The following is a 24,693-nucleotide window of genomic DNA, read 5'->3' as shown; positions in this document are numbered from 1 at the left end:
CGGCCTTGTAGCCGACCAGCGGGCCCATGCGCGCGGCCAGCGCCTGCTGGAAGAAGGCGCGGGTGCAGTCGGCGGCATCGCTGCCGAAGCCGGCGGGCAGGTCGGGCACCGGGCGGCGCGCCTCGTAGGCCCGCATCCAGCCGTCGATCTGCGCCGGGCTCAGGCAGCCGGGCACGCGCGCCATCGGCGGCGCGGCCGCGGCCGTGGCGGGCGCCGCCGGCGCTGCGGCCGCGGGCGCCGCGGCGCGGGCCGGCTCGCCGCCGCCGCGCGACATGAACTTCGGCAGGCTGCAGCCGCCGAGCGCCGCCGCAGCGGCGAGCGCGAGCAGCAGGTGCGCCGGGCGCCGGCCGCGCGTCGGTGAGGGAAAGTGCATGCGGGCTGTCTCCTGGTTGAATGGGCCGCGGCGCCGATGGCTATAGGATGGGGCGGCATCCTAAACGCGGAGACACGCATGGCCCTCATCAATTACCTCACCCAGATCCAGTTCGAGTTCGGCGCGCTGCGCCTGCTGGCCGACGAGTGCCGGCGCATCGGCATTGCCCGGCCGCTGGTGGTGACCGACGCCGGCGTGCGCGCGGCCGGCCTGCTCGACAGGACGCTGGCGGCGCTGGACGGCCTGGAAGCCGCGGTGTTCGACCAGACGCCGTCCAACCCCACCGAGGCCGCGGTGCGCGCCGCGGTGCAGGCCTACCGCGCCGGCCGCTGCGACGGGCTGATCGCCGTGGGTGGCGGCTCGGCCATCGACTGCGCCAAGGGCGTGGCCATCGCCGCCACGCACGAGGGGCCGCTCAAGACCTACGCCACCATCGAGGGCGGCTCGCCGAAGATCACCGACGGCGTGGCGCCGCTGATCGCGGTGCCCACCACGGCCGGCACCGGCAGCGAGGTGGCGCGCGGCGCCATCATCATCGTGGACGACCACCGCAAGCTGGGCTTCCACAGCTGGCACCTGATGCCCAAGGCCGCCATCTGCGACCCCGAGCTCACGCTGGGCCTGCCGCCGCGCCTGACCGCCGCCACGGGCATGGACGCCATCGCGCACTGCATGGAGACCTTCATGGCCGGCGCCTTCAACCCGCCGGCCGACGGCATTGCGCTCGATGGCCTGGAGCGAGCCTGGAACCACATCGAGCGTGCGACGAAGGACGGCAGCGACCGCGAGGCCCGCCTGAACCTGATGAGCGCGTCGATGCAGGGCGCCATGGCCTTCCAGAAGGGCCTGGGCTGCGTGCACAGCCTGAGCCACAGCCTGGGCGGCGTCGATCCGCGTCTGCACCACGGCACACTCAACGCCCTCTTCCTGCCGGCCGTGGTGCGCTTCAATGCCGGGGCCGAGTCGGTGCAGAAGGAGCATCGCCTGCAGCGCATGGCGCGCGCCATGCACCTGGACCAGCCGGGCGACATCGGCGAGGCCATCCGCGACATGAATGCCCGCCTGGGCCTGCCGAGCGGCCTGGCGGAGATCGGCGTGACCGAGGCCATGTTCGACAAGGTGATCGACGGCGCCATGGTCGACCATTGCCACAAGACCAACCCGCGGCTGGCCACGCGCGAGGACTACCGCGAGATGCTGGCGTCGTCGATGTGACGGCGCGCGTGCGGCGGCCTGCGGGGCGCCGCTGCAGGATAGCGGGCGGGCCTCAGCCCGCCAGTTGCTCGGCCCAGCCCAGGGCCTCCAGGTGCATCGCCAGCAGCGTGCCCGACGGCATGCGGTAGCGCTGCGAGACGATCTCCAGCAAGGCCGGATCGGCGCTTTCGCAGGCCTTGGCAATCTCCAGCAGCCCGGCATACGGGCCGCTGCCATGCAGGATGGCTTCCGACACCGGCGCAGGCAGCGGCATCAGCGCAAGCGCCTCGCGCAGCGGCGTGGCCATCAGCACGTCCAGCATGGAGAACAGGCCCGCCATGAAGGCCTGGTCGGCGTCGGCCGGCGCCATGTGCTGCAGCGCGATCAGCTCCATCAGCCGGCCACGCACTACCGCCAGGGTGCCGGCGGCGGGCGCCACGCTGCCGGGCGCGGTGCCCGCCACCAGCATGGCCGTCCAGCGCAGCAGCGGCTTGCTGCCCACGGCCATGACGGCATGGCGGAAGGACTCGATCTTCTGGCCCAGGCCGGCGCCGGCGGTGTTCAGGTGGCTCAGCAGCTTGTGCGCCAGCGTCGGCTCGTGCTTGAGCAGCGATTCGATCTCGAAGACCTCGGCGTCGTGCGCCACGAGGTTGAGCAGCCGGATCAGCGCGGAATAGGACAGCTGCACGCTGCGGTCGGGCGTGGTGGGCGGCTGCAGATACCAGCGGCCTTCGAACAGGCGCACGCCGGAGGCGGCGAGCTGCTTGAACTGCACCGGCGTGCGCACCTGTACCGCCAGCGGCACGGCCTGGGTGGTCTTCTGGATGGCGCGGGCCATCATCGAGGCCAGATCCAGCGGCAGCACGCCCATCTCCAGCACCACGTAGGACGCCAGCGGGACGGCGCTTTCGTATTCCTTCATCAACCGCGCATCGAAGGCCAGCCTGAAACCGCGGGCGCGCGCGGCCTTGAGGCGCTCGGGGTCGAAACCGACGCTGGCACCGCCGTTGGTCACCTGGATGACGACATGTTCCGGGTCCAGCGCATCGAGGGCTGGGCCCGCCAGGTCGTCGCAGGTGCAGGTCAAGAAGGTCGGACTGCGCAGGCTGGCGGCGGCGCCAGGGGCGGGCTCGCGCAGGCTGGGATCGGCCAGCCGCTGGGCAGGCACGCCGCGCAGGGCCACGGCCTGGTAGCCGGCGATGCGCCGGTGGGCATCGACCATCACCCGCCGGCCCAGCGAGGGCGCGATGTCTGCATGAATGGGCTGGGGTGCCTCGTCGGGCAATGCAGCCGGGGAGGACGACAAGGAATCGAGCATGGCGGGCCTCCCGGCAACTAATCCGATGCCTTGTTTATCGGCCAGCGGGGCGCCGGCTTGAGGGCCTGGGAACCCGTGGGCGCCGAATTCGTGCAAATTCTTCCCATTGGACGGCATCGATTAATCCAAAAGAATTCAAATTTTGCAAACCAAATGTCTAACGCTGAACGAATTGGAGACCTGCCCGCCGAATTCGGCGCCGGCCGCGGTCGCCAGCGCCTGCGAGCGCGATGAGGTCAAAGGGGTAGGACGGCCGCCATGTCCGGGCGGCGGAGCCACTCGGCCCACTCTTCCGCGAGACGGCTCGCCTCGCCGACGGCGCGGCGCCAGGCGGCGGCGCGGGCCTCGGGGCTCAGGCCGGGGTCGGTGAAATCCTTGCGGTCGGGCAGCTTGCCGCGCGGCAGGCGGCGCACCCAGTCCGGGTCGGGCGCAATGAGCACCATGCGGTCCAGGGCCGGCGTGGCGCGGTGGCGCCAGGTCAGGCCCTTGTCCAGCCAGCCGGGTACCACGGCCTGCTGGAAATGCGGATAGAGCACGATGCCCTCCTCCGCCCGGTAGCGCAGGTGGAGGTGGTAGTCGGTGATCCCGCCGTCCCAGTAGGCACCGGGCGGCGCGCCGGGAATGTCGTGCACCGCCTGCAGCACGAAGGGAATGGCGCACGACGCCTGCAGCGCGGGATGGAAGTTGGCGGCGTCGAGCGGCACGCGGCGGGTGCGGAAGTCGCGCGGGTCGAAAGGCAGTTCGGCGCCGCCGGCCGAAAACACGCAGCGCTCCAGCCAGCCGCCGAGGCTGCGGCGGTGCAGCCCGTTGGCGACGAAGGCGCCCAGGTAGCCGGCCACCGTGCGCACGCCGCCTTCGCGGCCCAGCAGGTGGCGCCCGTGCGCCGTCACCACGTGCAGCCGCCACCGGGGATGGTTCAGCACCTCGGCCACGCGCTGGCCGAAGAAGCCCGCCAGGTCGGCGCCGAAGCGCTGGCTGACCTGCTGCGCGCTCATGCGCTTGCGGCCTTCGGGCGGGTCGAAGCGCTGGGCGATGTAGTCGCGCTCGAAGCGGCCGAAGGCCGCGGCCGGATCGTTCAGGCAGGCAGTGGCCAGACGCCACGCCCCGATGGAGGCGCCGACGAGGTCCACCGGCTGGCGCGACTGCGGCAGCCATTCGCCGAAGAGGAAGCGGTCCAGCGGCCCGAGGATCAGCCCCTTGGGCCCACCGGCGGCGCCGGGCACCACGCGCACGTGATCGGGCGCGAGGCCGTTCTTCTCGAGGTGGGCGCGGGCCGCGGGGCCGGCGTGGATGCGCAGAGCTTTCATGGACGGGACGGATGGGCGGCGGATTGTGCCGCAGGGCCTCAAGCCTTGTCCGCCAGCCGGCGCAGGGCCGCGCCATGCTCGGCGCAGACGGCGCGGAACGACGGGCCGATGCGCCCGTCCGCCGCGGCGGCGTCCCAGAAGCCGAGGGCGGCGGTGCAGGCCGCCAGCCAGGCCGGGCGCTCCTGCGGCAGCGGCAGGGCGAACTCGGGCGAGCGGACCGGCAGTTCGCCGCCCGCCAGGGGCGCCAGCCGCATCGGGAGCATGTCGTAGGCCGGCGCCAGGGCCAGCCGTCCATCGACCGGCACAAAGGCCAGGTTGCCGGTGTGCATGTCGCTGTTGGCGATCAGGCGGCCGAACCACCACAACCGCTGCACGGCCGCTTCCGCGCCATCCGCCAGCAGGCCCAGGCCGGCCAGCCCCGCCGCCAGTTCCGTCCACTGGCTGCCGCCCCGGCCCAGGAAGGCGGCGTCCAGCACGTCGAGCGCGCACAGGGGGCTGCGGCCCGCCTCGCCGTGCCGGTCGAAGCGTTCGACTTCCAGGAAAGTGCGCCCGCCGCCTGCCAGGATGCGGCTGCGCGCCGCGTGCAAGCCCGGCAGCGTGGCGGCCGCTTCGAGCGCCAGGTGCTCGCAGACCAGCAGGTCGGCCCAGCGCCGCACGGTGGCCGAATCGTCGGCGCCGGAGAACTTGACGATGACATGCGGCGTGGCGGCGCCCGGGAGCGCACGCACCGCGGTGAACTTGGGAAACTCCCCCGCCGCGCTGGAACCGGGCACGCCGGCGGCCACCGCTTCGTCGGCGCGTTGCCGGTAATGGGCCACGGTCGCGGCCTCGGCCACGGGCGCCGGGGGCTGCGCCCGGTCGGCCAGCCATTGCTGGCAGGCCGCCTCGCCGACGACGAGGTGGCCGCTCAGGTCGCTGCCGGCCACGCTCATGGCGAAGAGCGCGTCGTCGTCGCTCCAGCGGGCCACGTCCTCCGGCACCTGCAGCCGGCGATGGGACAGCCGGGCGAACTGCCGGCCCATGTAGCCCTGGGGCCGCATCTGGTGCAGCGGATACGGCAGGCCCGGCCACCAGCCGTCGCGCGCCTCGTCCGGCACCGGCCAGCCGGCGTCCGCCAGCAGCAGGTGGCTGCCTTCGGGCTGGGTGAGCGCAAGCGGGCCAACGGCCTGCAGCCGGCCTTCGCGGTCCACCGCGAACACCGGCAGCTGCGCGGGGCCGCCGCGCAGGCGACGCGTCAGGGCATGCCGGGTGCGCCGCGCCCGGCCGGCGCTGAGCACCTCGCCGGCCGGCAGCCTGGCCATCTGGCGATGCAGCGTCGGCACGCTGACGCCGAGCGCGGCCGCCAGGTCTGGAGCCGCCTGCGCCGGCTGGCGGGCCAGCTGCTGGCGCAGCGCGTCCGGGGTGAGCTGGATAGGCCGCATGGGTTATGAAACGATTTCTGAAAAGATTCTATTCAGAAATTCCATTTCCCATCAGTCACTTGCACTTCACGAAACGCAAGTTTCGAGAAGATTCCCCGTGCGATCAGCGCTTGATGCCCTGCAGCTTGGCGAAGGCCGCCGCCATCTGGCCGCCGGCCTGGGGCGCGGGATCGCGCCGGGGCCCCTGCGCGCGGCCGGCAGGCTCGAAGCGATTGCCGTCTCGGTTGCCCTCGCGCCGGGCGCCAGTCGGCGCGTCCAGCTTCATGGTCAGGCCGATGCGCTTGCGCACCACGTCCACCTCGACCACTTTCACGCGCACGATGTCGCCGGTCTTGACCACCTCGCGCGCATCGTTGACGAACCTGTGGGAAAGCTGGCTCACGTGCACCAGGCCGTCCTGGTGCACGCCTAGGTCGATGAAAGCGCCGAACTGGGCGACGTTGCTCACCGTGCCTTCGAGCACCATGCCCTCCTTCAGGTCGGCGATGTCTTCCACGCCGTCGTTGAAGCGGGCCACCTTGAAGTCGGGACGCGGGTCGCGGCCGGGCTTTTCCAGCTCGGACAGGATGTCCTTGACGGTGATGACGCCGAACTTGTCGTTGGCGAAGAGTTCCGGCCGCAGCGTCTTGAGCATGTCGGCGCGGCCCATCAGCTCGGCCACCGGCTTGCCGGTCTGCTCCATGATCTTCTGCACCAGCGGATAGGTTTCGGGGTGCACGCCGGTCATGTCCAGCGGGTCCGCGCCGCCGCGGATGCGCAGGAAGCCCGCGCTCTGCTCGAAGGCCTTCGGCCCGAAGCCGCTCACCTCCAGCAGCTGCCGGCGGGTGGAGAAGGCGCCGTTGGCCTCGCGCCAGCGCACCACCGCCTTGGCCACGCCGGGCGTCAGGCCCGACACGCGGCTGAGCAGCGGCACGCTGGCCGTGTTCAGGTCCACGCCCACGCCGTTCACGCAGTCCTCGACCACGGCGCTCAGCGTGCGGGCCAGCTCGCTCTGGTTGACGTCGTGCTGGTACTGGCCGACGCCGATGCTCTTGGGATCGATCTTGACCAGCTCGGCCAGCGGATCCTGCAGCCGCCGCGCGATGCTGGCGGCGCCGCGCAGGCTCACGTCCACGTCGGGCATCTCCTGGCTGGCGTACTCGCTGGCGCTGTAGACGGAGGCGCCGGCCTCGCTGACGACGACCTTCTCCATGTGCGGCGCCGGTGCGCCGGCCTGCTCGCTCATCTTGGCCAGCAGCTTGATCAGGTCGGCGGCCAGCTTGTCCGTCTCCCGGCTGGCCGTGCCGTTGCCGATGGCGATCAGGTTCACGCCATGCTTGGCGCACAGCTTGCCCAGGGTGTGCAGCGAGCCTTCCCAGTCCTTGCGAGGCTCGTGCGGGAAGACGGTGGCGGTGTCCACCAGCTTGCCGGTCGCATCCACCACGGCCACCTTCACGCCGGTGCGAATGCCGGGGTCCAGACCCATCACCACGCGCGGGCCGGCCGGCGCAGCCAGCAGCAGGTCGCGCAGGTTGTCGGCGAAGACCTTGATGGCGACCTTCTCGGCCTCTTCACGCAGCCGCGAGAACAGGTCGCGCTCGCTCGACAGGCTGAGCTTGACGCGCCAGGTCCAGGCCACGCACTTGCGGATCAGATCGTCGGCCTTGCGGCCCTGGTGGCTCCAGCCCAGGTGCAGGGCGATGCGGCCTTCGGCGACGCTGGGCTTGCCCGGCTCGGGTTCGACGGGCAGCACCAGCTTGGCATCCAGCACCTCGAGCTGCCGGCCACGGAAGACCGCCAGCGCCCGGTGCGAGGGCACGCGGCCGATGGGCTCGTCGTAGTCGAAGTAATCGCGGAACTTGGCGACCTCGGGGTCGTTCTCGTTCTTGCCTGCGACCAGCGAGGACTTGAGCAGCCCCTCGGCCCACAGCCATTCGCGCAGCGACTGCACCAGCGCCGGGTCTTCGGCCCAGCGCTCGGACAGGATGTCGCGCACGCCTTCGAGCACCGCCATGGTGGTCGAGAAATCGGGGCCCGGCTTGCCGTCGTCCAGCGTGGTCGGCGGCTTCAGGAAGGCCTGCGCCTCGGCCACCGGGTCGAGCGTGGGGTCGGCCAGCAGCTTGTCGGCCAGCGGCTCGATGCCGAATTCCCGGGCGATCTGGCCCTTGGTGCGGCGCTTCTGCTTGAAGGGCAGGTAGATGTCTTCCAGTTCCTGCTTGGTCGGCGCGCCGGCGATGGCCAGGCGCAGAGCGTCGGTCAGCTTGCCCTGCTCGTCGATGGCCTTGAGCACCGCGCCGCGGCGCTCGTCCAGCTCGCGCAGGTAGGTCAGGCGCACTTCCAGTTCGCGCAGTTGCGCATCGTCCAGGCCGCCGGTGGCCTCCTTGCGGTAGCGGGCGATGAACGGCACCGTCGCGCCGCCATCCAGCAGGTCGGTCGCGGCCTGGACCTGGTGCTCGCCCACCTTCAGCTCGGCGGCGATCTGGCGAATGATCTTCTGCATGCTTGCTTGGTCTGTCCGAGAAAAAGGGCGGCAGTTTGCCATAGGGCTGCAGTCGGCTCAGGCGGCTATTGATAACGTACAATCGTTATCAATGAATGCCGTTTCATCCGATCGTCCAACGGCTGCATCGCCGCCCCGCAGCCTGCTCGGCATGGGCGCTGGCCTGCGGCTTGCGGGTGCCGTCGTGCTCATGGCCGTGCTGTGTCTGGCCGCTTGGTGGGCCATGCTGGAATGAACGCCGTCGCTTTCATGGAGGACGGGCCGGAGGCGCTCGCCGCCGCCGCACCTTGCCCCATCCGCCTGCATGACCTCACGGTGGCCTACCGCGGCCATCCGGCTGTCCACCACGTCAGCGGCGGCTTTGCTGGCGGCGCACTGACGGCCATCGTCGGGCCCAACGGCGCCGGCAAGACCACGCTGCTGAATGCCGTCATGGGCCGCCTGCGCCCGGCCAGCGGCCGGGTCGAGCTGGCCGGGGACTGCGCGGGCCGCATCGCCTGGCTTCCGCAGCAGGCGGAAATCGACCGCAGCTTCCCCGTCCAGGTGTTCGACCTTGTGGCCATGGGGCTGTGGCGCCAGGTGGGCAGCTTCGGCCGCCTGCGGCCGGCGCACCGCGAGCAGGCGATGGCCGCGCTGCAGACCGTCGGGCTGTCCGGCTTCGAGCGCCGCCAGATCGGTGAGTTGTCGGCCGGACAGTTCCAGCGCGTGCTGTTCGCCCGCGTGCTGCTGCAGGACGCGCCGGTGATCCTGCTGGACGAACCCTTCAACGCGGTCGACACCCGCACCACCGACGACCTGCTGGCCGTGGTGCACGGCTGGCGCGCGCAGGGCCGCACGGTGATCGCCGTGCTGCACGACATGGCCCAGGTGCAGGCGCATTTCGACCAGGCCCTGCTGCTGGCGCGCCGCTGCGTGGCCTGGGGCCCAGTGGCCGAGGCGCTGCGGCCGGAGCACCTGGCCGCAGCGCGGCGCATGGCGCAGGCCTGGGACGAGACGGCGCCGGTGTGCGAGGGCGCCGGCGCGCCGCATCTGGTCCGCGAGCGGCCATGAAACCTGCCGCCGGGGGCCGTGTGCCATGACTTTGCACGACCTGCTGATCCAGCCCTTCCTGGACTTCGGCTTCATGCGCCGCGCCCTGGTCGGCGCGCTGGCGCTGGCGCTGGGCAGTGCGCCCATGGGCACGCTGCTGGTGCTGCGCCGCATGAGCCTCATGGGCGACGCCACCGGCCATGCGCTGCTGCCGGGCGCGGCGCTGGGCTTCCTGATCGCCGGCCCCTCGGTTGCCGCCATGAGCATCGGCAGCTTCCTGGCCGCCATCGGCGTGGCGCTGGGCGCGGGCATCGTCGCCCGCAGCACCGCGCAGCGCGAGGACGCGAGCTTCGCCGCCTTCTACCTGATGGCGCTGGCCCTGGGCGTGATGCTGGTGTCGCTGCGCGGCACCAGCGTGGACCTGATGCACCTGCTCTTCGGCACCATCCTCGCCGTGGACGACAGCGCCCTGCTGCTGATCTGCGGCGTGAGCAGCCTCACACTGGCGGTGCTGGCGCTGCTGTGGCGGCCGCTGATCGCCGAATGCGTGGACCCGGGCTTCCTGCGCAGCGTCGGCGGCCCCGGACGCTGGGTGCACCTCGCCTTCCTGATGCTCACCGTCGCCAATCTGGTGGCGGGTTTCCAGGCCATGGGCACGCTGATGGCCGTGGGCCTGATGATGCTGCCCGCGACCGCGGCCCGCTTCTGGGCCGGCACCGTCGGCGGCCTGATCGCCGTGGCGGCGCTGATCGCCGCCTTCTCCGGCTTTGCAGGGCTGCTGCTGTCGTACCACGCGCAATGGCCCTCCGGCCCGGCCATCGTGCTGGTGGCCGGCGCCGTCTACCTGCTGTCGCTGTGTGCCGGCAGCCGCGAAGGCCTGCTGTGGCAGCGCCTGCGGCGGCCGCACCGGGTGGCTTGACGCCGTCCCTACCCGCGCCGGCTTTCTCATTTTCCTGCTGTCACACACCATGCCTTCCCAAACCCTGTCCCGCCGCCTCTTCGTCTCCGGCCTCGTCGCCGCGGCCGCAGCCGCGCCTGTCCATGCGCAGGAGCGCCCGCTGCGCGTCGTGGCGAGCTTCTCGATCCTGGCCGACCTGGTGCGCGAGGTCGGCGGGCCGGAGGTGCAGGTGCAATCGCTGGTCGGCCCCGATGCCGATGCGCACGTCTTCCAGCCCACGCCGGCGGATGCCCGCGCGCTGGCGGCGGCCGACCTGGTGGTCGTCAACGGCCTGGGCTTCGAAGGCTGGATCGACCGGCTGGTGAAGACCTCCGGCTACCGCGGCAGCGTGGTGGTGGCCAGCGCCGGCATCACGCCGCGCAAGGCCGACGACGACGAGGGCCACGGCCATGGGGCGCATGGCGAGGGCACCGATCCGCATGCCTGGCAGGATCTGCGCAACGCAGTGCGCTACGTCGCCAACGTCCGCGATGCGCTGTCCTCCCTGCGGCCCGCGCAGGCCGCTGCCATCGGCGAGCGCGCGGCCGCCTACACCGCGAAGCTGCAGGCCCTGGACCGCGACCTGCGCACGCGCTTCGCCGCCATTCCGGCGCAGCGCCGGCGCATCCTGACCTCGCACGACGCCTTCGGCTACTTCGGCGCCGCCTATGGCGTGAAGTTGCTGTCGCCGCAGGGCATCAACACCGATGCCGAGCCTTCCGCCGCCGACGTGGCGCAGCTCATCCGCCAGATCCGCAAGGGCCAGGTCAGCGCCGTCTTCATGGAGAACATCTCCAGCCCTCGCCTGGTGGAGCGCATCGCGCGGGAGTCCGGTGTGACGGTCGGTGGCAAGCTGTACTCCGACGCCCTCTCCGCGCCCGGCACTGAGGCGTCGACCTACCTCAGGCTGTTCGCCTACAACGCCGACACGATCGCGGCGGCCCTGATGGGCGCCAAGGTGCGCTGAACCACGCAGGCATCGGCGTTGCCGGTCCAGGCTGACGGCCCCGGCGGCCGGCCCTCGCTAGACTGAAGCCATGAGTGCCCCGCACCCCCATCCTCACCGCCACGACCACGGGCCGGCCACCGACGGCGAACCCGCGGCGCTGGAAGCCGGGGAGATGCCGGGCGCCAACTCGCCCATCGGCAGCCGCGGCACCCGGCAGCGGGCCGCTATTCGGCGGGTGATCGACGAATCGCAGCGTCCGCTCCTGCCCGCGGAGATCCTCGCCGTGGCGCAGCAGGAGGTGCCGGCCCTGGGCATCGCCACCATCTACCGCAACATCAAGCTGCTGCTGGAAGGCGGCGCCATCCGCGCCGTCGAACTGCCGGGCGCGGCGGCCCGCTATGAATCGGCGCGCCATGCGCACCACCACCACTTCCAGTGCCGGCGCTGTGAGCGCGTGTTCGACATCCATGCCTGCCCGGGCGACCTGTCCGGCCTGGCGCCGGCCGGCTTCGCGGTGGAAGCGCACGAGCTGACGCTGTACGGACTGTGCGCGGAGTGCGGGGCGGGGCGCGAGCCTCGACCCTGACGAACCGGTGGGGTGCGAGCGCGGCGGCGGCCCAGCGCCGCCGCTGTGCCGTCCTCAGGGCACCGGCTTGATGAGCAGCGTCTCGCCTTGGGGCCCCGTCTTCAGGTGCGGCGAGACCGGCAGCTTCTGGGCACCGGTGCCGGTCTGGACCGGGATGGACACGGCGCTGGTGGCATTGCCCTGGGTCGTGAAGACATCGATGTAGGCCAGGCCATCCGCCAGTGGCTGCACGTCCACCGCCCACATCGACTCGCCGGAGGGCAATGCGCGTTGCGCAGGCACGGTCAGCAGCGACAGGCCTGGCTCCGCCACGACGCGCACCGAGCCGCCGGCCGGACCGACTTCCACGAAGCGCAGCATGATCCGCGTGGAACGGCCGGTTACGGGATGGGGCTCCACGCTGTAGCTTACCGCGATGCCCGATCCGTTGGCCTTGGCCGGCGCGGCCGTCCAAGTGCGCTTTTCTTTCTTCGCTTCCGTGCTTGCGCCTGCCCACGCACTGCCCGCGGCTGCCACCGCCGCCAGGATCAGCGCCAATGCGGCACGACGGTTCCAGTTTCTTCCGTTCATGGCGTTCCCTTTCAGTTGACAGTAACCGTGAAGCACGTGTTGGCGGAAGAGACATTGAAGTCCTGCACGGCCACCACCGCAGTGCCGGCGCCCAGCTTCACCTTGGCCTGGTCGCTGCCAGCCTGCACGTTGGCGGCACCGCCGACGAGCGCACCCTGGTAGACCCGGAAGTCCGGGTCGGAACCCGCCGGGCCGCTCACGTTGACCGTGTAGTCGCGCGCCTGCGAGATGGGCAGCCGCAGGTAGGCGAAGCTACCGAGCTTGTTGCCCGATCCGCCGGGATCCGCCTGGTCGGTCACGCAGACCTGCTTCGGCGTACCCACCGCCGCGCTGGTGTAGAGCGGCAGGGCGAAGGCGCCCAGGCCGCCGTCGTTTGTCTCCGAGCCGCCGAAGGCGTCGGACGATCCAGTAATCCGCTGGCCGGCCAGCAGGCTGTTAAGCGCCGCTTGCTGCGCCGACGAGGCCACCGCGATGAAGGCGGAGGCGAACGCATGGATCGAGGTCACGGCCGGGGTGTTCTTCAGACCCTGGGTCATGGCCTGATGGATGGGCGTGAAGCCGATCTGGTTGTTCAGGTTCCACAGCACCGACTGGACGGAGAACTCCTTATACCAACCCGGCGTCGAAGGCGCCCCCGTGTCGAGCGCAAACGCGAAACCCTGCGACTGGCGGGGGCCCGCCGAGTCGGAATAGTCGCGGCGACCCAGCGCGATGCCGGACCACGCATTGCCCCAGCCTTCGGAGAAGGCCAGGCGCCGGTCGGCCAAATCGCCGGTCGAATGGGGACCGCCGGGCGAATCGTCGCGACTGAAGGCCGACTGGTAATAGTGCCCCCATTCGTGGGCGATCACGGAGGTGTCGTACTCGTCGGTGTCGACATTCTCCTGGCCCAGCACGTAGATGCTGCGCCCGCCGCCGCTGCGCGTACGGTCTTCGAAATGGCTCGTGCCGATCTGGCCGAGTTCCGGCGCCCCGCCAGCCGGCCGGTTGTCCGGACTCCAGTAGACGTCAAGCGGCGGAAAGACCGTGCCCGCCGCCGTAGACAGCACCTTCGACTGCGCGGCGTAGATGGCGTCCAGCACCGCGAAGGGTGCGGCCAGCCGGTCGCTGCCATAGGCGCTGCCGGTCCAGCCGGAGGCGGCGTTGATGTCGCGCGTCGCAGTGGCGCCACCCAGCGCGAAGAAGTTGGTCTGGATGCCATGGATGCCGCCCGACTGGGTGTTGTCGCGCACCGCGACGTCTGCACTGCCGCTGCCCGAACCGCGCACCAGCTTCGCGAGGACCCGCACGGCGACGGGCCCACCCGCCGCTACCGTCACGCTATAGCGCCCGTCCGCATCGGTGGTGGCGGATGCCTTCACGTTGCCTGCGGCATCCACCACGTCCAGCGGCACGCCGCGCACGGGCTTGCGCGCCACGGCACCGTAGTCGAGGACACCGTTGGCGCTGGGCACCGACTCGTAGGTGACCCGGCCAGAGAGCACGGTCGAGGCCGCCGCGGTGCCGCCACTGCCAGCGGCGCCGCCCGAGCCCGGGGTGGACGCACCGCCGGAGCCGCTGGCGCCGCCACCGCCCGACCCGGCGGCTGGCGGGGCGAAGCCGCCAAGGCCTCCGCCGCCGCCACTCCCGCCTCCGCCGCACGCGACGAGTAGAACAGCACACCCCAGATACACGGGGGCCCACGATGGCCTGACGAACATTGGACGCTTCCCTCCTGACAAAAGGAGGCGGAGCGTAGGGGCCGCATTGGCGCGATTGTGGCCGTCGTCAGAATAGTTCGGGTTGTGGCGAGCGAGGAAGAAACGCCCTATCGCACGGGGCTGGACGCTGCCATACCGAGCGCCTTCGACGCGAGCAGAAACGCCGCCGCATTCCAGCTCTGCCCCGCCATGCCCATGGGCGCCAGCGTCTTGCCGTGGAACCATTCGGTGAAGCGCCAGCCGCCGTGCGCATTGGCGCGGGCCAGCTTCACCAGTTCGGCCCGGGCCTGCGCGTGCAGGCCGAGCTGCGCCAGCGCCATCACCCAGAAGCCGCCGACGAAGGGCCAGATGCCGCCGTTGTGGTACTGGTGCAGGTAGTTCTGCTGGTGGCGCCCCATGTAGGGCCGCCACAGCGGATGCTGCTGCGACAGCGGGTGCAGCACCACCCGCACCGGCCAGGGCACGCTGGCACCGGCTTCGCCGATGCGCTGCACGATGCGGGCCGCCATGTCGGTATCGGCCAGGCCGCTCTGGATGGCCAGCACGTTGCCGAAGACGTCGCCCTCGTCGCCCACCACCGACAGGTTGACGAAGCTCAGGTACATGCCCGGATCGCGCCGGCCGCGCCGCGCGTAGTGACGCAGCAGGCGGGCGCGGTGGTATTCGGGCAGGTCGCGCTGGAAGGGGTTGAAGAGGTGGTTGAAGTGGTGCTTCGTCTCTTCTGCATTCGCCAGGCCGAAGCGGCGCTTGACCTCGTACCACAGCGCATTGGTGTAGAGCACGAAGCCCGAGCGCGGCATGATGTCCGCCCAGTCGCTGGCCTCGTTCTGCTGCAGCAGGCGGAAGTGCTGGTGCTCCTGGGCCAGCAGCCACTGGATGGCCAGCGCCTCGCCGGGCGCCCAGCGTCCGGCCGGCACGCGGCCCAGGCCCCGCAGGTGGTCGATGGCGATCAGCCACCACAGCGTGGCGTCGATGCAGCCCAGGTACCAGAAGTCGGCGTCCTGACCCTCGGGGTCCACGTACTTGGGAATCTGGCCGTTGGCCGCCTGCTGGTCGGCCAGCGCCTGCACGCTGGCGATGGCGCCCTCCTCCAGCGCCGGTACGCCGCTGCCGGCCATGGCCATGATGCAGATGGCCGCATCGCGGCCGAAGATGCGGGTGTAGCGCCGCGCCACCGCCGCCTCGGTGCGGCTGGCCGCCAGGATGCCGTGGGGCGAGAGGTTGCGCACCAGCAGGTCGAGCGAGGCCTGCTCGCACTGGTCCAGCAGGGCATGGTCGTCGGGGCTCAGGTCCTTCATCGGCCAGGAAACATGCAGGTTCAGTGCCCGCGCAACTGCTGGAGCATCTGCTGGGTGGGATAGCCGTCCGCCGGCTGGCCGCTGCTGCGCTGCCAGGCGCGGATGGCGCCGCGCGTGGCCGGGCCGAGCAGGCCGTCCGGCGTGCCGGGATCGAAGCCGCGGGCGGCCAGGCCCTGCTGCAAGGCCAGCATGTCGCTGCGGCCCAGCGGCTGCAGGTCGCGCGGCCATTCCGCGATCACGCCCGGACCGCCGGCGATGCGCTGGGCGAGCAGGCCGACGCCCAGCGCATAGCTGGTCGCATTGTTGTAGCGCAGCAGCGCGCGGAAGTTGGGCCCGACCAGGAAGGCCGGCCCGCGCGCGCCGGCCGGCAACAGCACGTAGGCATCGCCCAGCTCGGGCAGCGGGCCGCCTGCCGCGGCGCTCACGCCCTCGGCCGCCCATTGCGATGCGGACTGGCGCACCGATGGATCGGCCCGCGCCAGGTCGAAGCCGGCCGGCAGCCGCACTTCCGCCCCCCAGCCCTGGCCGCGCTGCCAGCCTTCGCGCATCAGGAAATTGCCGGTGGAGGCCATCACGTCGGCCATGCTGTACCAGATGTCGCGGCGGCCGTCGCCGTCGGCATCGACCGCATAGGCCAGGAAGTTGGTCGGCAGGAACTGCGTCTGCCCCATGGCGCCGGCCCAGGAGCCGATCATGTGGGCGGCGTCGATGTCGCCGTTCTGCACGATGCGCAGGGCGGCGATCAGTTGCTGGCGCGCCCAGTCGGCGCGCCGGCCGTCGAAGCCCAGCGTGGCCAATGCATCGATGGTGGGGATGTCGCCGTAGTTGCTGCCGAAATTGCTCTCCATGCCCCAGACGGCCACCAGCACCTCGGCCGGCACGCCGTAGCGGGCCGCGGCGGCATCGGCGGCCGCGGCCGCCTCCTGCCGCTTGGCCTGGCCGCGCGTCACGCGCTGGGGCGAGACGGCGGTGTCCAGGTAATCCCAGACGCTGCGGGTGAACTCGGGCTGGCTGCGGTCGCGCTCCACCACCGACGGCAGAAGGCGTGCCGTGTCGAGGGCGGCGCGCAGCGTTGGCTCCTGGATGCCGGCGGCGGCCGCCTGCTGGCGGAACTGGGCCAGCCACGCAGAGAACGCGGCCTGGCGCTCGTCGGGAACAGGGGCAGCCTGCTTCGACACAGGCGGTGCGACCGGGGCAGCGGAAGGCGCCGTCGCCACACGGCCCGGCTGCGGCGGCGGGACCGGAACGGGGGTGGAGGCACAGCCGGCGAGCAGCAGGGCGCCGGCAAGGGCGGGCGCGATGGGGAGGGAGCGGATCGGGGGGCGCAGGCGCATGGCCGGCATTGTCCACAGCCCTTCCGACCTGCCGCGCCAAATCCAAAAGCCCCTGCGCTGCGTAAAGGTGGCAGACCCGCACCGATCACCCGCCCGCCAGGACCGACCCCATGCCCCGAGACAACACCGCCACCGCCATCCGCTGGGTCGAACAGGGCTACGTGCCCGACAGCGTGATCCGCCTCGGCATCCGCCGCCTGCTGCGCGAGCGCATCGACGAACTGCAGTGCGGCGACGCCGAGGCCGTGGCCCGGCAGACGCGCGACTTCCTCACCGCCATGCGTGCTGCCCCGCTGGCGCCGCTGCCCGAGAAGGCCAACGAGCAGCACTACGAGGTGCCCGCCGAATTCTTCGGCGGCGTGCTCGGCCCGCACCGCAAGTACAGCTGCTGCGAATGGGGGCCCGGCGTCGAGGACCTGGGCGCCGCCGAGGCCGCCGCCCTGGCCACCACCTGCGAGCGCGCCGGCCTGGTGGACGGCCAGAAGATTCTGGAGCTGGGCTGCGGCTGGGGCTCGCTCTCGCTGTGGATGGCGGCGCACTATCCGAACAGCCCGATCACCGTCGTCTCCAACTCGCACTCGCAGCGCGCCTACATCGAAGGCGAAGCGGCGCGCCGCAAGCTGGCCAACCTGCGCGTCATCACCTGCGACATCAATGCCTTCGACATCGACGAGCGCTTCGACCGCATCGTCTCGGTCGAGATGTTCGAGCACCTGCGCAACTGGGCGGCCGCCTTCGGCCGCGTCGCCGGCTGGCTGGCGCCAGGCGGCCGCTTCTTCATGCACGTCTTCGTGCACAAGGAAGCGCCCTACCCCTTCGTCGAGCGTGACGCCAGCGACTGGATGACGCGCTACTTCTTCGCCGGCGGCATGATGCCCAGCGACGACCTGGCGATGCAGTGCCAGGACGACCTGCGCCTGCTCGACCGCTGGCGCTGGGATGGCCGCCACTACCAGCGCACCGCCCGCGCCTGGCTGGACAACATGGACGCACGCCGCGCCGAACTGCTGCCCGTGATCGCGGCTGCCTATGGCGCCAACGAGGCCGACCGCTGGTGGATGCGCTGGCGCCTGTTTTTTCTGTCGGTCGAAGAGCTGTTCGGCTGGGACGGCGGCCAGCGCTGGTGGGTCGGCCACTACCTGTTCGAAAAGCGCTGAGCCATGCTGCATGCCGCCCTCTTCGGCCTGCTCGTGTCGCTGCCGCTGGCCTTGGCCGGCTGGCTCGCCAGCCTGCGCCAGCGCGACGCCAGCCTGGCCGACCGCATCTGGCCCTGGCTCATCACCCTGCCCGCGCTGGCCTATGCCTGGGCCCTGCCGGCCGCCGACCCCACGCGGCGCGGCGCGATGCTGGTCTTGGCCTGCGCCTGGGCCCTGCGCCTGTGCGTCTACATCAGCTGGCGCAACTGGGGCCATGGCGAAGACCGCCGCTACGCCGAGATGCGCGAACGCCACGGCCCCGCCTTCGCCTGGAAGAGCCTGTTCATCGTCTTCGGCCTGCAGTGGCTGCTGGGCTGGATCATTTCCGCACCGTTGCTGGCCGGACTGGCCGGCGCCCGGCCTTTCGGTGCCATCGACCTGCTGGGCGCCGCGCTGGCGCTGTTCGGCATCGTCTTCGAGGCCGTGGCCGATGCGCAGATGGCCAGCTTCCGTGCCCGGCACCGCGGCAGCAAGGCGGTGATGGACCGCGGCCTGTGGCGCTATACCCGGCATCCCAACTACTTCGGCGAGAGCTGCGTGTGGTGGGGCCTGGCCCTGATGACGCTGGAGGCCGGGGGCCTGGGCGCCGCCTGGTGTTTCGTCTCGCCAATGCTGATCACCTTCATGCTGCTGCGCGTGTCGGGCGTGACGCTGCTGGAAAAAGACCTGCACGCACGCCGGCCCGCTTACCGCGACTACGTGGCGCGGACCAGCGCCTTCGTGCCCTGGCCGCCAAGAAAGGCCGGCGCATGAGCGACCGGTGGCTGGCGGCAGGGCGAACGGCTTCGGGCAGGCGCACGCGGCACGTCATCGCCGTGCTGGCGTTCGCAGCCTGGGCACTGCCGGCCGCCGCCGCTGAGCCGCGGCAAATCTGGAACTTCGACGCCGCGCTGGACGGCAAGCCCATCGGCGAGCACGTCTTCGCGCTCGACACCCAGCCCGACGGCATCCGCCTGCTGCGCAGCGAGGCCCGCTTCGACGTTAAGCTGCTCGGCATCACCGTCTACCGCTACCGCCACCGCGCCCAGGAACGCTGGCAGGGCGACTGCCTGCAGACGCTGCAGGCCGAGACCGACGACAACGGCGACAAGCTGGCCGTGCGCCTGCCACCTGGCGATGCGCTGCTGGCCGGCTGCGTCATGAGCTTCGCCTACTGGAACCGTGCGCTGCTGCAGCAGCGCGAACTGCTCAATGCGCAGACGGGCAAGCTGGAACCGGTGCGCGTCGAGCCCCTGCCGCCGGCCACGCTCGACGTACGCGGTCAGGCCGTGACCGCCCAGCGCTGGCGCATCGTGGCCCTCAAGCAGCGCATCGACCTGTGGTACGACGCCAGCGGCAACTGGGTCGGCCTGGACGGCACGCTCGAAGGCGGCCGGCTGCTGAGCTACCGCCTGCGCTGAAGTTTCGCCCTCTCCCTTCGTCCGCTTCGCCCCCTCAACGGCTCCGACCATGAACCTCCCCTTCGCCCACTATCTCACCGCCTACGGCATCGCCGCCGTCGTCTTTCTCGGCCTGGATGCCATCTGGCTCGGCACCATGGCCTCCCGGCTCTACCGGCCGGCCATCGGCCACCTGATGGCGGACGGCTTCGCGGTGGCACCGGCCGTGCTGTTCTACCTGCTGTATCTGGTGGGCATGGTGGTCTTCGCCATCGGCCCGGCGCTGGAGGCCCGCAAGCCGCTGCAGGCGCTGGCCATGGGCGCGCTGCTCGGGTTGATCTGCTACGCGACCTACGACCTGACCAACCAGGCGACGCTCAAGCAGTGGCCCTGGGCCGTGACGCTGGCCGACCTGGCCTGGGGCGCGTTCGTGACCGGCGTCTCCTCGGCGGTGGCCACGCGGCTGACGCTGGCCTGGCGCGGCTGAGCGCCGCGCCCCAGCCAGGGGCTGGCAGAAAAAAACCGCGCGGTCTTGGCCGCGCGGTTTTTTTTGCATCGGTGGCAGCCGGGCTCCAGCCCGTGCGTGCCGGCCACGCACTCACATGCCGACCATCGACCCCAGTGCGCGGGCCAGGAAGCTGTCGAACACCACGCGGCCGTCCACCGACGCCAGGCAGATGCATTCGCAACCGGGTTCCACCACCGGCTGGTGGTGGACACGGCCGTCCGCCGCATCGAAGTCGCCCGGGCCGAACAGAGCGCGGCCGTCGTGGAAGCTGCCCCACAGCACCTGGGTCAACTCCAGCTCACTGTGGGTGTGCGGCGGCAGGAACTTGCCCGCGCCGATGCGCAGCAGGAACAGGTTGGCGGACGGGTCGCTGGGCAGCGTCAGGCGGCTCCAGCGCATGCCCGGGCCGATCCAGCGCCAGGGCGTGCCGCTGCAATCCGCCAGCGCCCTGGGCCAGCGGGCACCGGCAGGCAGGTCCGGCCGGCGCGCGGTGCGAATCACGCGCTCTGCCTCGGTGACGGGCAGCGCGTCGATGGCGGCAAGGGTGTTCACCAGGGCCTCCGGGGCCAGGTCCGCGCCGGGCAGTTCTTCAAGCAACGCGCCGCCGAGAGCTTCCAGTTCGGCAAGACGGTTCGCACAGGCCGGGCAACCTTCGACGTGGCTCGCCACGACGGCGGCCGGTCCAGCCGCGAGCGTGCCGGCGGCCAGTGCGACGAGGAGGTCGTCGCACGGATGATGATGAATTGCCGTCATGCCAGGCCATCCAACAACTTGCGGAGATGGGCCACCGCCAGCCGCACGCGCGACTTGACGGTGCCGAGGGGAATGCCCAGATCCTGGGCGATGCGTGAATGCGGCTGTTCTTCGAAATAGGACAGGTGCAGCACCCGCAACTGGTCGGCGGGCAGGCGCCGCAGCGCCTCACGCAGCCGGCCTTCGCAGCGCAGGCTGTGCAGGCGCTCGTCGGGCGCGGGTGCGTCTTCTGCGATGGCGTCCAGGCCGGCGGCCTCCGTCGTCACCATTTCCACGGCGCCGCCCTGGCGGCGGAAGCGGTCGACGCGCAGGTTGCGGGCAATGGTGAACACCCAGGTCGACACCCCCGCCTGGCGGGGGTCGAACAGCGCCGCCTTGCGCCAGAGCATGACCATGGTTTCCTGCACCAGGTCCTCGGCCAGCTCGGCCTCGGCGCCTGCGCGCATCAGGTAGGTCTTGATCCGTGGCGCGAAATGCTTGAACAGCACGGCGAAGGCCGTTCTGTCCTGGCGTTCGGCCACCGCCTGCACCAGATCGCACAGTTCGGCAGAGGTCGGCAGTATGGCTTGGGCGTCGGCGAGGTTCACGATCGACACGGGCAGCGGACGCGTCCGTGGCCGGGGTGTATTCGATGGCAGGGGCCGGGCTTCCATGATGGAGCCTTTACGCTGCCGGCCGCGGATTGGATCACGGCGCCCGCCGCATCGCATGTAGGACGGCGCGAATCCAAGCCGCTCCGCGGCGCGTATAGGCATCGAGCACCTGGAGTCACGATGAGCCACCTTGTCCCCGTCGCCCACCCTCTGCCGCCCGATGCGGCCCACGCCGGCGCGCCGCTGAACATCGCGGTGGTCGGCGCCGGCATCGCCGGGCTCTCGGCCGCCTGGCTGCTTGGCCAGCGCCACCGGGTGACGGTGTTCGAGACCGAGCCGCGCCCCGGCGGCCACAGCCACACGGTGGACGCGCCCGTGCCGGGTGGCCAGCGCGTGCCGGTGGACACGGGCTTCATCGTCTACAACGAACCGTCCTACCCCAACCTCACGGCCCTGTTCGCACACCTGGGCGTGCCCACCGTGGCCTCCGACATGTCCTTTGCGGTCAGCCGCGACGGCGGCGCGCTCGAATATGCCGGCACCGATCTGCGCGGCCTGTTCGCCCAGCCGCGCAATCTGGTTCGGCCCCGCTTCTGGGCCATGCTGCGCGACCTAATGCGCTTCTACCGCGAGGCCCCTGGCCAGGCCGCCGCCGCCGGCCTGCAGCCCCTGGAGGAGTTTCTGGACGCGCACGGCTACGGCGCCGCCTTCCGCGAAGACCACCTCTATCCGATGGCCGCCGCCATCTGGTCCACGCCGGCCGGGCAGATCGGCCGCTATCCCACCGAGGCCTTCATCCGCTTCTGCCAGAACCATCACCTGCTGCAGGTCGATGGGCGCCCCGTGTGGCGCACCGTGCAGGGCGGCAGCCGCAGCTATGTGCAGCGGCTGGTGGCCGGCTTCGCGGACCGCCTGCACCTGGACCAGCCGGTAATCGCCGTCCGCCGCGACGACGAGGGCGCCTGGCTGCGCACCGCTGGCGGCTGGTGGCCCGAGCGCTTCGACGCCGTCGTGGTGGGCGCCCATGCCGACCAGGCGCTGGGCCTGCTCGGCGACGCGAGCGCCGACGAGCGCCGCCTGCTCGGCGCCTTCCAGTATTCGCGCAACCACACCGTGCTGCACAGTGACCCCGCGCTGATGCCCAGGCGCCGCGGCGTGTGGGCCAGCTGGAACTACCTGGCCGACAGCCGCAACCCCGATGCCGCGCCCTGCGTCACCTACTGGATGAACCGGCTGCAGGGCATCGACGAGAAGACGCCGCTGTTCGTCACGCTCAACCCCACGGTGGAGCCGCACGGCGACCACCTGATCCGCAGCCAGGTCTACGAACACCCGCTGTTCGATGCCCGGGCCATCGAGGCCCAGCGTTCGCTGTGGTCGCTGCAGGGCCAGCGGCGCGTGTGGTTCTGCGGCGCCTACTTCGGCTCGGGCTTCCACGAGGACGGGCTGCAGTCCGGTCTGGCCGTGGCCGAGGCCCTGGGCGGCGTGCGGCGCCCCTGGCAGGTGGCCAACGAGTCGGGCCGCATCCACCTCGGCGCCAGCCCTGCTGCAGCGGCCGGCACCCTCGGCACGACGGTCCCATGAGCGGCGACGGACAGGCGCTCTACAGCGGCCGCGTGATGCACCAGCGGATGCGTCCGCGGCGCCACCGCCTGGCCTACCGGGTCTATTCGCTGCTGCTGGACATCGACCGGGTGGAAGCGCTGTCGCAGCGCAGCCGGCTTTTCTCCCTCGGCCGCTTCAACCTGTTCAGCCTGCGCTGGTGCGACTACGGCGCGGGCGACGCCGAAGGCCCGCGTGCCCACGTGGAAGCCCAGCTGATTGCGGCCGGCCTGCCCGTTGGCGGGCGCATCCGGCTGCTCACCATGCCGCGCATTCTGGGCTACGCCTTCAACCCGCTGAGCGTGTACTTCTGCGATGCGCCGGGCGGCGGGCTGCGGGCCATCCTCTACGAGGTCAACAACACCTTCGGCCAGCGGCACAGCTACCTGCTGCCGGTGGAACCGGGGACGGGCGAGCGCGTCGAGCAGCGCTGCGACAAGGCGCTGTACGTGTCGCCCTTCATGGGGCTGGACATGCATTACCGCTTCCGCATCCGGCCGCCGGCCGCCGATGCGCCGGCCCACAGTCCGCTGTCGGTGGGCGTGGATGCGGTGGATGCCCAGGGCCCGCTGCTGGTGGCGCGCCTGGACGCCACGGCGCGGCCGCTGGACGACCGGGCGCTGCTGGCCGCCTTCGTCAGCCATCCGCTGCTCACGCTCAAGGTGATCGGCGCCATCCACTGGGAGGCGCTGCGCCTGTGGCTCAAGGGTGTCGGCCTGGTGCCGCGGCCCGCGCCGCCCGGCCATGCCGTCAGCATTCACAATGCCGGCCCAGCCCCTGCATCCGCCGGCCCTTCCGCCACCCTGCCGCCCACGACGCCATGACCCGACCGCTCGATCCCGCCTGCGACTGCGACCTGACGCCAAGCCCGCGCCCGCGTGGCAAGGGGCCGGTTGCCAGCCTTCTGGCCCGCCGGCTGCTGCAACCGCTGCTGGCCCGGCTGCGGGCCGGCCATCTGGTGGTCGAGCTGCCGCACGGTGCCCGCCTGGAGGCCCGCGGCGGCCAGCCCGGCCCGCAGGCCCTGCTGCGCCTGCACCGCTGGCGGCCGCTGCTGCGCCTGCTGGCACAGGGCGATCTCGGCCTGGCCACGTCCTACCGCGACGGCGACTGGTCCACCCCCGACCTGCCGGCCCTGCTGGAACTCGGCGCCCTGAACGAAGCCGCCTGGCAGGGCAGCGTCGAAGGCACCGGGCTCGCGCGGTGGCTGGCCCGCCTCGCGCACCGCCGGCGCGACAACACGCGCGCCGGCAGCCGCGACAACATCGCCTTCCACTACGACCTGGGCAATGCCTTCTACGAACGCTGGCTCGACCCGGGCCTGCAGTATTCCAGCGCCATCTATGCCCGCAGCGACGACACGCTGGAAGCCGCGCAGGACCGCAAGCTCGCGCGCATCGTCGAGCTGCTGAGGATCGACCCCGCGCAGTCCGTGTTGGAGATCGGCTGCGGCTGGGGCGGCCTGGCGCTGCGCATGGCCGAAGCGGGCGCGCAGGTCACCGGCCTCACCCTGTCCACCGAGCAGCTGCGCTGCGCCCAGGGGCGCGCCGAGGCCGCCGGCATGCAGCCGCGCATCGACCTGCGCCTGCAGGACTACCGCGACGTGCCGGGCCACTTCGACCGCATCGTGTCCATCGAGATGATCGAGGCCGTGGGCGAGGCCTGGTGGCCGACCTACTTCCAGGTGCTGAAGGACCGGCTGGCCGCCGGCGGCCGGATCGTCGTGCAGGCCATCACCATCGACGAAGACGCCTTCCCCCGCTACCGCGCCGGCGCGGACTTCATCCAGCGCTTCATCTTCCCCGGCGGCATGCTGCCCACGCCCACGCTGATGCGCGAGCACGGCGAGCGCGTCGGCCTGCGCCTGGCCGAGGTCCAGCGCTTCGGCCAGAGCTATGCGCTCACGCTGGCCGAATGGCGCCGGCGCTTCATGGCCCAGTGGCCCGCCATCGCCCCCCTGGGCTTCGACGAGAGCTTCCACCGGTTGTGGGAGTACTACCTGGCCTACTGCGAAGCGGGCTTCCGCCAGGGCCGCATCGACGTGGGCCTGTACGTGTACGAGCACGCCGACTGACCAGAACGGGGCCATCGACAGAAGCCGGTCCGTGTCGCCGCATGCCGGCGAACGGGCATGAAGAAAGGGGCCCGCAGGCCCCTTTCTCGTTGGCGC

Annotated in this window: 23 protein-coding genes and 1 pseudogene; 13 read left to right on the top strand and 11 right to left on the bottom strand. The window is 71.4% G+C overall.

From position 1 onward, the window contains the following. Nucleotides 1–373 (bottom strand): annotated as a pseudogene (locus NS331_RS26785) (hypothetical protein); the annotation flags it as partial. 78 nt (nucleotides 374–451) lie between these two features. Here NS331_RS26785 and gbd point away from each other — a divergent pair. After that, nucleotides 452–1,588, top strand: a complete 1,137-nt coding sequence (gbd, locus tag NS331_RS19810; protein ID WP_058643674.1) for a 4-hydroxybutyrate dehydrogenase — start codon at nucleotides 452–454, stop codon at nucleotides 1,586–1,588. A 52-nt stretch (nucleotides 1,589–1,640) separates the two neighbouring features. Here the strand turns inward: gbd and NS331_RS19805 are convergent, their stop codons facing one another. The 4 genes from NS331_RS19805 to NS331_RS19790 form a co-directional block, all read right to left on the bottom strand. Then, nucleotides 1,641–2,885 carry an EAL and HDOD domain-containing protein gene (locus tag NS331_RS19805; protein WP_153012945.1) on the bottom strand — a complete coding sequence of 415 codons (1,245 nt, stop codon included), beginning with the start codon at nucleotides 2,883–2,885 and terminating at the stop codon, nucleotides 1,641–1,643. Nucleotides 2,886–3,121: 236 nt separating this feature from the next. Continuing rightward, nucleotides 3,122–4,192: a patatin-like phospholipase domain-containing protein gene (locus NS331_RS19800; RefSeq protein ID WP_058643672.1), complete on the bottom strand. Its 1,071-nt coding sequence runs from the start codon at nucleotides 4,190–4,192 to the stop codon at nucleotides 3,122–3,124. 38 nt (nucleotides 4,193–4,230) lie between these two features. Continuing rightward, complete coding sequence (gene yjjJ, locus NS331_RS19795) at nucleotides 4,231–5,613, bottom strand: type II toxin-antitoxin system HipA family toxin YjjJ (protein WP_206597350.1); 1,383 nt, start codon at nucleotides 5,611–5,613, stop codon at nucleotides 4,231–4,233. Nucleotides 5,614–5,716: 103 nt separating this feature from the next. Beyond that, nucleotides 5,717–8,092 carry a Tex family protein gene (locus tag NS331_RS19790; protein WP_058643671.1) on the bottom strand — a complete coding sequence of 792 codons (2,376 nt, stop codon included), beginning with the start codon at nucleotides 8,090–8,092 and terminating at the stop codon, nucleotides 5,717–5,719. Between NS331_RS19790 and NS331_RS26280 the strand changes: the two genes are divergently transcribed. From NS331_RS26280 to NS331_RS19770, 5 genes are all read left to right on the top strand, one after another. Further along, nucleotides 8,091–8,327: a hypothetical protein gene (locus NS331_RS26280; protein WP_153012944.1), complete on the top strand. Its 237-nt coding sequence runs from the start codon at nucleotides 8,091–8,093 to the stop codon at nucleotides 8,325–8,327. The genes NS331_RS19790 and NS331_RS26280 overlap by 2 nt on opposite strands. After that, a complete protein-coding gene (locus tag NS331_RS19785) occupies nucleotides 8,324–9,142 on the top strand; it encodes a metal ABC transporter ATP-binding protein (protein WP_345940358.1) in 819 nt (272 codons plus the stop codon). The genes NS331_RS26280 and NS331_RS19785 overlap by 4 nt, the downstream gene beginning before the upstream one ends. Nucleotides 9,143–9,167: 25 nt before the next feature. Continuing rightward, complete coding sequence (locus NS331_RS19780; RefSeq protein ID WP_058643669.1) at nucleotides 9,168–10,040, top strand: metal ABC transporter permease; 873 nt, start codon at nucleotides 9,168–9,170, stop codon at nucleotides 10,038–10,040. 49 nt (nucleotides 10,041–10,089) lie between these two features. Next, complete coding sequence (locus tag NS331_RS19775) at nucleotides 10,090–11,025, top strand: metal ABC transporter solute-binding protein, Zn/Mn family (RefSeq protein ID WP_058643668.1); 936 nt, start codon at nucleotides 10,090–10,092, stop codon at nucleotides 11,023–11,025. Between the two features lie 154 nt (nucleotides 11,026–11,179). Beyond that, the gene (locus tag NS331_RS19770; protein WP_058643677.1) at nucleotides 11,180–11,593 is read left to right on the top strand and encodes a Fur family transcriptional regulator; all 414 of its coding nucleotides are present in this window, start codon (nucleotides 11,180–11,182) and stop codon (nucleotides 11,591–11,593) included. A 54-nt stretch (nucleotides 11,594–11,647) separates the two neighbouring features. On the opposite strand, the gene NS331_RS19765 is transcribed toward NS331_RS19770, so the two are convergent. The 4 genes from NS331_RS19765 to NS331_RS19750 all read right to left on the bottom strand — a co-directional run bounded on the left by NS331_RS19765 (nucleotide 11,648) and on the right by NS331_RS19750 (nucleotide 16,495). Then, nucleotides 11,648–12,163, bottom strand: a complete 516-nt coding sequence (locus NS331_RS19765; RefSeq protein ID WP_153012943.1) for a hypothetical protein — start codon at nucleotides 12,161–12,163, stop codon at nucleotides 11,648–11,650. A gap of 11 nt (nucleotides 12,164–12,174) precedes the next feature. After that, on the bottom strand, nucleotides 12,175–13,863 hold the full coding sequence (locus NS331_RS19760) for a carboxypeptidase-like regulatory domain-containing protein (RefSeq protein ID WP_082702635.1): 1,689 nt from the start codon (nucleotides 13,861–13,863) through the stop codon (nucleotides 12,175–12,177). A gap of 107 nt (nucleotides 13,864–13,970) precedes the next feature. Beyond that, nucleotides 13,971–15,161 (bottom strand): amylo-alpha-1,6-glucosidase, encoded by a 1,191-nt coding sequence (locus tag NS331_RS19755; protein WP_058643666.1) that lies wholly within the window; start codon nucleotides 15,159–15,161, stop codon nucleotides 13,971–13,973. 20 nt (nucleotides 15,162–15,181) lie between these two features. Continuing rightward, entirely contained in the window at nucleotides 15,182–16,495 is a 1,314-nt protein-coding gene (locus tag NS331_RS19750; protein ID WP_440589397.1) for a lytic murein transglycosylase, read from the bottom strand. Between the two features lie 110 nt (nucleotides 16,496–16,605). Here NS331_RS19750 and NS331_RS19745 point away from each other — a divergent pair, with 110 nt between their 5' ends. The 4 genes from NS331_RS19745 (at nucleotide 16,606) to NS331_RS19730 (ending at nucleotide 19,557) form a co-directional block, all read left to right on the top strand. Beyond that, entirely contained in the window at nucleotides 16,606–17,652 is a 1,047-nt protein-coding gene (locus NS331_RS19745) for an SAM-dependent methyltransferase (protein WP_058643664.1), read from the top strand. Between the two features lie 3 nt (nucleotides 17,653–17,655). Continuing rightward, nucleotides 17,656–18,444: a DUF1295 domain-containing protein gene (locus NS331_RS19740; protein ID WP_058643663.1), complete on the top strand. Its 789-nt coding sequence runs from the start codon at nucleotides 17,656–17,658 to the stop codon at nucleotides 18,442–18,444. Between the two features lie 62 nt (nucleotides 18,445–18,506). Beyond that, on the top strand, nucleotides 18,507–19,091 hold the full coding sequence (locus NS331_RS19735) for a DUF6134 family protein (protein ID WP_242873831.1): 585 nt from the start codon (nucleotides 18,507–18,509) through the stop codon (nucleotides 19,089–19,091). A gap of 49 nt (nucleotides 19,092–19,140) precedes the next feature. Further along, nucleotides 19,141–19,557, top strand: coding sequence for a DUF2177 family protein (locus NS331_RS19730; protein WP_058643661.1), 417 nt, complete (start codon nucleotides 19,141–19,143; stop codon nucleotides 19,555–19,557). Between the two features lie 111 nt (nucleotides 19,558–19,668). On the opposite strand, the gene NS331_RS19725 is transcribed toward NS331_RS19730, so the two are convergent. Beyond that, entirely contained in the window at nucleotides 19,669–20,331 is a 663-nt protein-coding gene (locus NS331_RS19725; protein WP_058643660.1) for a ChrR family anti-sigma-E factor, read from the bottom strand. Next, nucleotides 20,328–21,086 (bottom strand): sigma-70 family RNA polymerase sigma factor, encoded by a 759-nt coding sequence (locus tag NS331_RS19720; RefSeq protein ID WP_242873830.1) that lies wholly within the window; start codon nucleotides 21,084–21,086, stop codon nucleotides 20,328–20,330. Before NS331_RS19720 ends, NS331_RS19725 begins: the two co-directional genes overlap by 4 nt. A gap of 18 nt (nucleotides 21,087–21,104) precedes the next feature. Between NS331_RS19720 and NS331_RS19715 the strand changes: the two genes are divergently transcribed. The 3 genes from NS331_RS19715 to NS331_RS19705 are packed head-to-tail and all read left to right on the top strand — an operon-like array spanning nucleotide 21,105 to nucleotide 24,597. Beyond that, entirely contained in the window at nucleotides 21,105–22,508 is a 1,404-nt protein-coding gene (locus tag NS331_RS19715) for an NAD(P)/FAD-dependent oxidoreductase (RefSeq protein WP_058643658.1), read from the top strand. After that, nucleotides 22,505–23,350 carry a DUF1365 domain-containing protein gene (locus NS331_RS19710; RefSeq protein ID WP_058643657.1) on the top strand — a complete coding sequence of 282 codons (846 nt, stop codon included), beginning with the start codon at nucleotides 22,505–22,507 and terminating at the stop codon, nucleotides 23,348–23,350. The genes NS331_RS19715 and NS331_RS19710 overlap by 4 nt, the downstream gene beginning before the upstream one ends. Continuing rightward, the gene (locus NS331_RS19705) at nucleotides 23,347–24,597 is read left to right on the top strand and encodes an SAM-dependent methyltransferase (RefSeq protein WP_082702634.1); all 1,251 of its coding nucleotides are present in this window, start codon (nucleotides 23,347–23,349) and stop codon (nucleotides 24,595–24,597) included. Before NS331_RS19710 ends, NS331_RS19705 begins: the two co-directional genes overlap by 4 nt. Nucleotides 24,598–24,693 lie beyond the last annotated feature (96 nt).

The organism is Pseudacidovorax intermedius, assembly GCF_001476815.1.
Taxonomy (GTDB): Bacteria; Pseudomonadota; Gammaproteobacteria; order Burkholderiales; family Burkholderiaceae_C; genus Xenophilus; species Xenophilus intermedius_A.
The sequence above is the reverse complement of the archived record's forward strand: the minus strand, read 5'-3'. Positions and strand labels throughout refer to the sequence as shown.

Bases quoted from the DNA above. Each gene is read 5' to 3' on its own strand.
- NS331_RS19725 (WP_058643660.1), bottom strand. From the start codon at position 20,331: ATGACGGCAATTCATCATCATCCGTGCGACGACCTCCTCGTCGCACTG.
- NS331_RS19780 (WP_058643669.1), top strand. From the start codon at position 9,168: ATGACTTTGCACGACCTGCTGATCCAGCCCTTCCTGGACTTCGGCTTC.
- yjjJ (WP_206597350.1), bottom strand. From the start codon at position 5,613: ATGCGGCCTATCCAGCTCACCCCGGACGCGCTGCGCCAGCAGCTGGCC.
- NS331_RS19740 (WP_058643663.1), top strand. From the start codon at position 17,656: ATGCTGCATGCCGCCCTCTTCGGCCTGCTCGTGTCGCTGCCGCTGGCC.
- NS331_RS19730 (WP_058643661.1), top strand. From the start codon at position 19,141: ATGAACCTCCCCTTCGCCCACTATCTCACCGCCTACGGCATCGCCGCC.
- NS331_RS19745 (WP_058643664.1), top strand. From the start codon at position 16,606: ATGCCCCGAGACAACACCGCCACCGCCATCCGCTGGGTCGAACAGGGC.
- NS331_RS26280 (WP_153012944.1), top strand. From the start codon at position 8,091: ATGCTTGCTTGGTCTGTCCGAGAAAAAGGGCGGCAGTTTGCCATAGGG.
- NS331_RS19710 (WP_058643657.1), top strand. From the start codon at position 22,505: ATGAGCGGCGACGGACAGGCGCTCTACAGCGGCCGCGTGATGCACCAG.
- NS331_RS19750 (WP_440589397.1), bottom strand. From the start codon at position 16,495: ATGCGCCTGCGCCCCCCGATCCGCTCCCTCCCCATCGCGCCCGCCCTT.
- NS331_RS19715 (WP_058643658.1), top strand. From the start codon at position 21,105: ATGAGCCACCTTGTCCCCGTCGCCCACCCTCTGCCGCCCGATGCGGCC.
- gbd (WP_058643674.1), top strand. From the start codon at position 452: ATGGCCCTCATCAATTACCTCACCCAGATCCAGTTCGAGTTCGGCGCG.
- NS331_RS19805 (WP_153012945.1), bottom strand. From the start codon at position 2,885: ATGCTCGATTCCTTGTCGTCCTCCCCGGCTGCATTGCCCGACGAGGCA.
- NS331_RS19775 (WP_058643668.1), top strand. From the start codon at position 10,090: ATGCCTTCCCAAACCCTGTCCCGCCGCCTCTTCGTCTCCGGCCTCGTC.
- NS331_RS19720 (WP_242873830.1), bottom strand. From the start codon at position 21,086: ATGCCTATACGCGCCGCGGAGCGGCTTGGATTCGCGCCGTCCTACATG.
- NS331_RS19755 (WP_058643666.1), bottom strand. From the start codon at position 15,161: ATGAAGGACCTGAGCCCCGACGACCATGCCCTGCTGGACCAGTGCGAG.
- NS331_RS19760 (WP_082702635.1), bottom strand. From the start codon at position 13,863: ATGTTCGTCAGGCCATCGTGGGCCCCCGTGTATCTGGGGTGTGCTGTT.
- NS331_RS19790 (WP_058643671.1), bottom strand. From the start codon at position 8,092: ATGCAGAAGATCATTCGCCAGATCGCCGCCGAGCTGAAGGTGGGCGAG.
- NS331_RS19705 (WP_082702634.1), top strand. From the start codon at position 23,347: ATGACCCGACCGCTCGATCCCGCCTGCGACTGCGACCTGACGCCAAGC.
- NS331_RS19770 (WP_058643677.1), top strand. From the start codon at position 11,180: ATGCCGGGCGCCAACTCGCCCATCGGCAGCCGCGGCACCCGGCAGCGG.
- NS331_RS19785 (WP_345940358.1), top strand. From the start codon at position 8,324: ATGAACGCCGTCGCTTTCATGGAGGACGGGCCGGAGGCGCTCGCCGCC.
- NS331_RS19765 (WP_153012943.1), bottom strand. From the start codon at position 12,163: ATGAACGGAAGAAACTGGAACCGTCGTGCCGCATTGGCGCTGATCCTG.
- NS331_RS19800 (WP_058643672.1), bottom strand. From the start codon at position 4,192: ATGAAAGCTCTGCGCATCCACGCCGGCCCCGCGGCCCGCGCCCACCTC.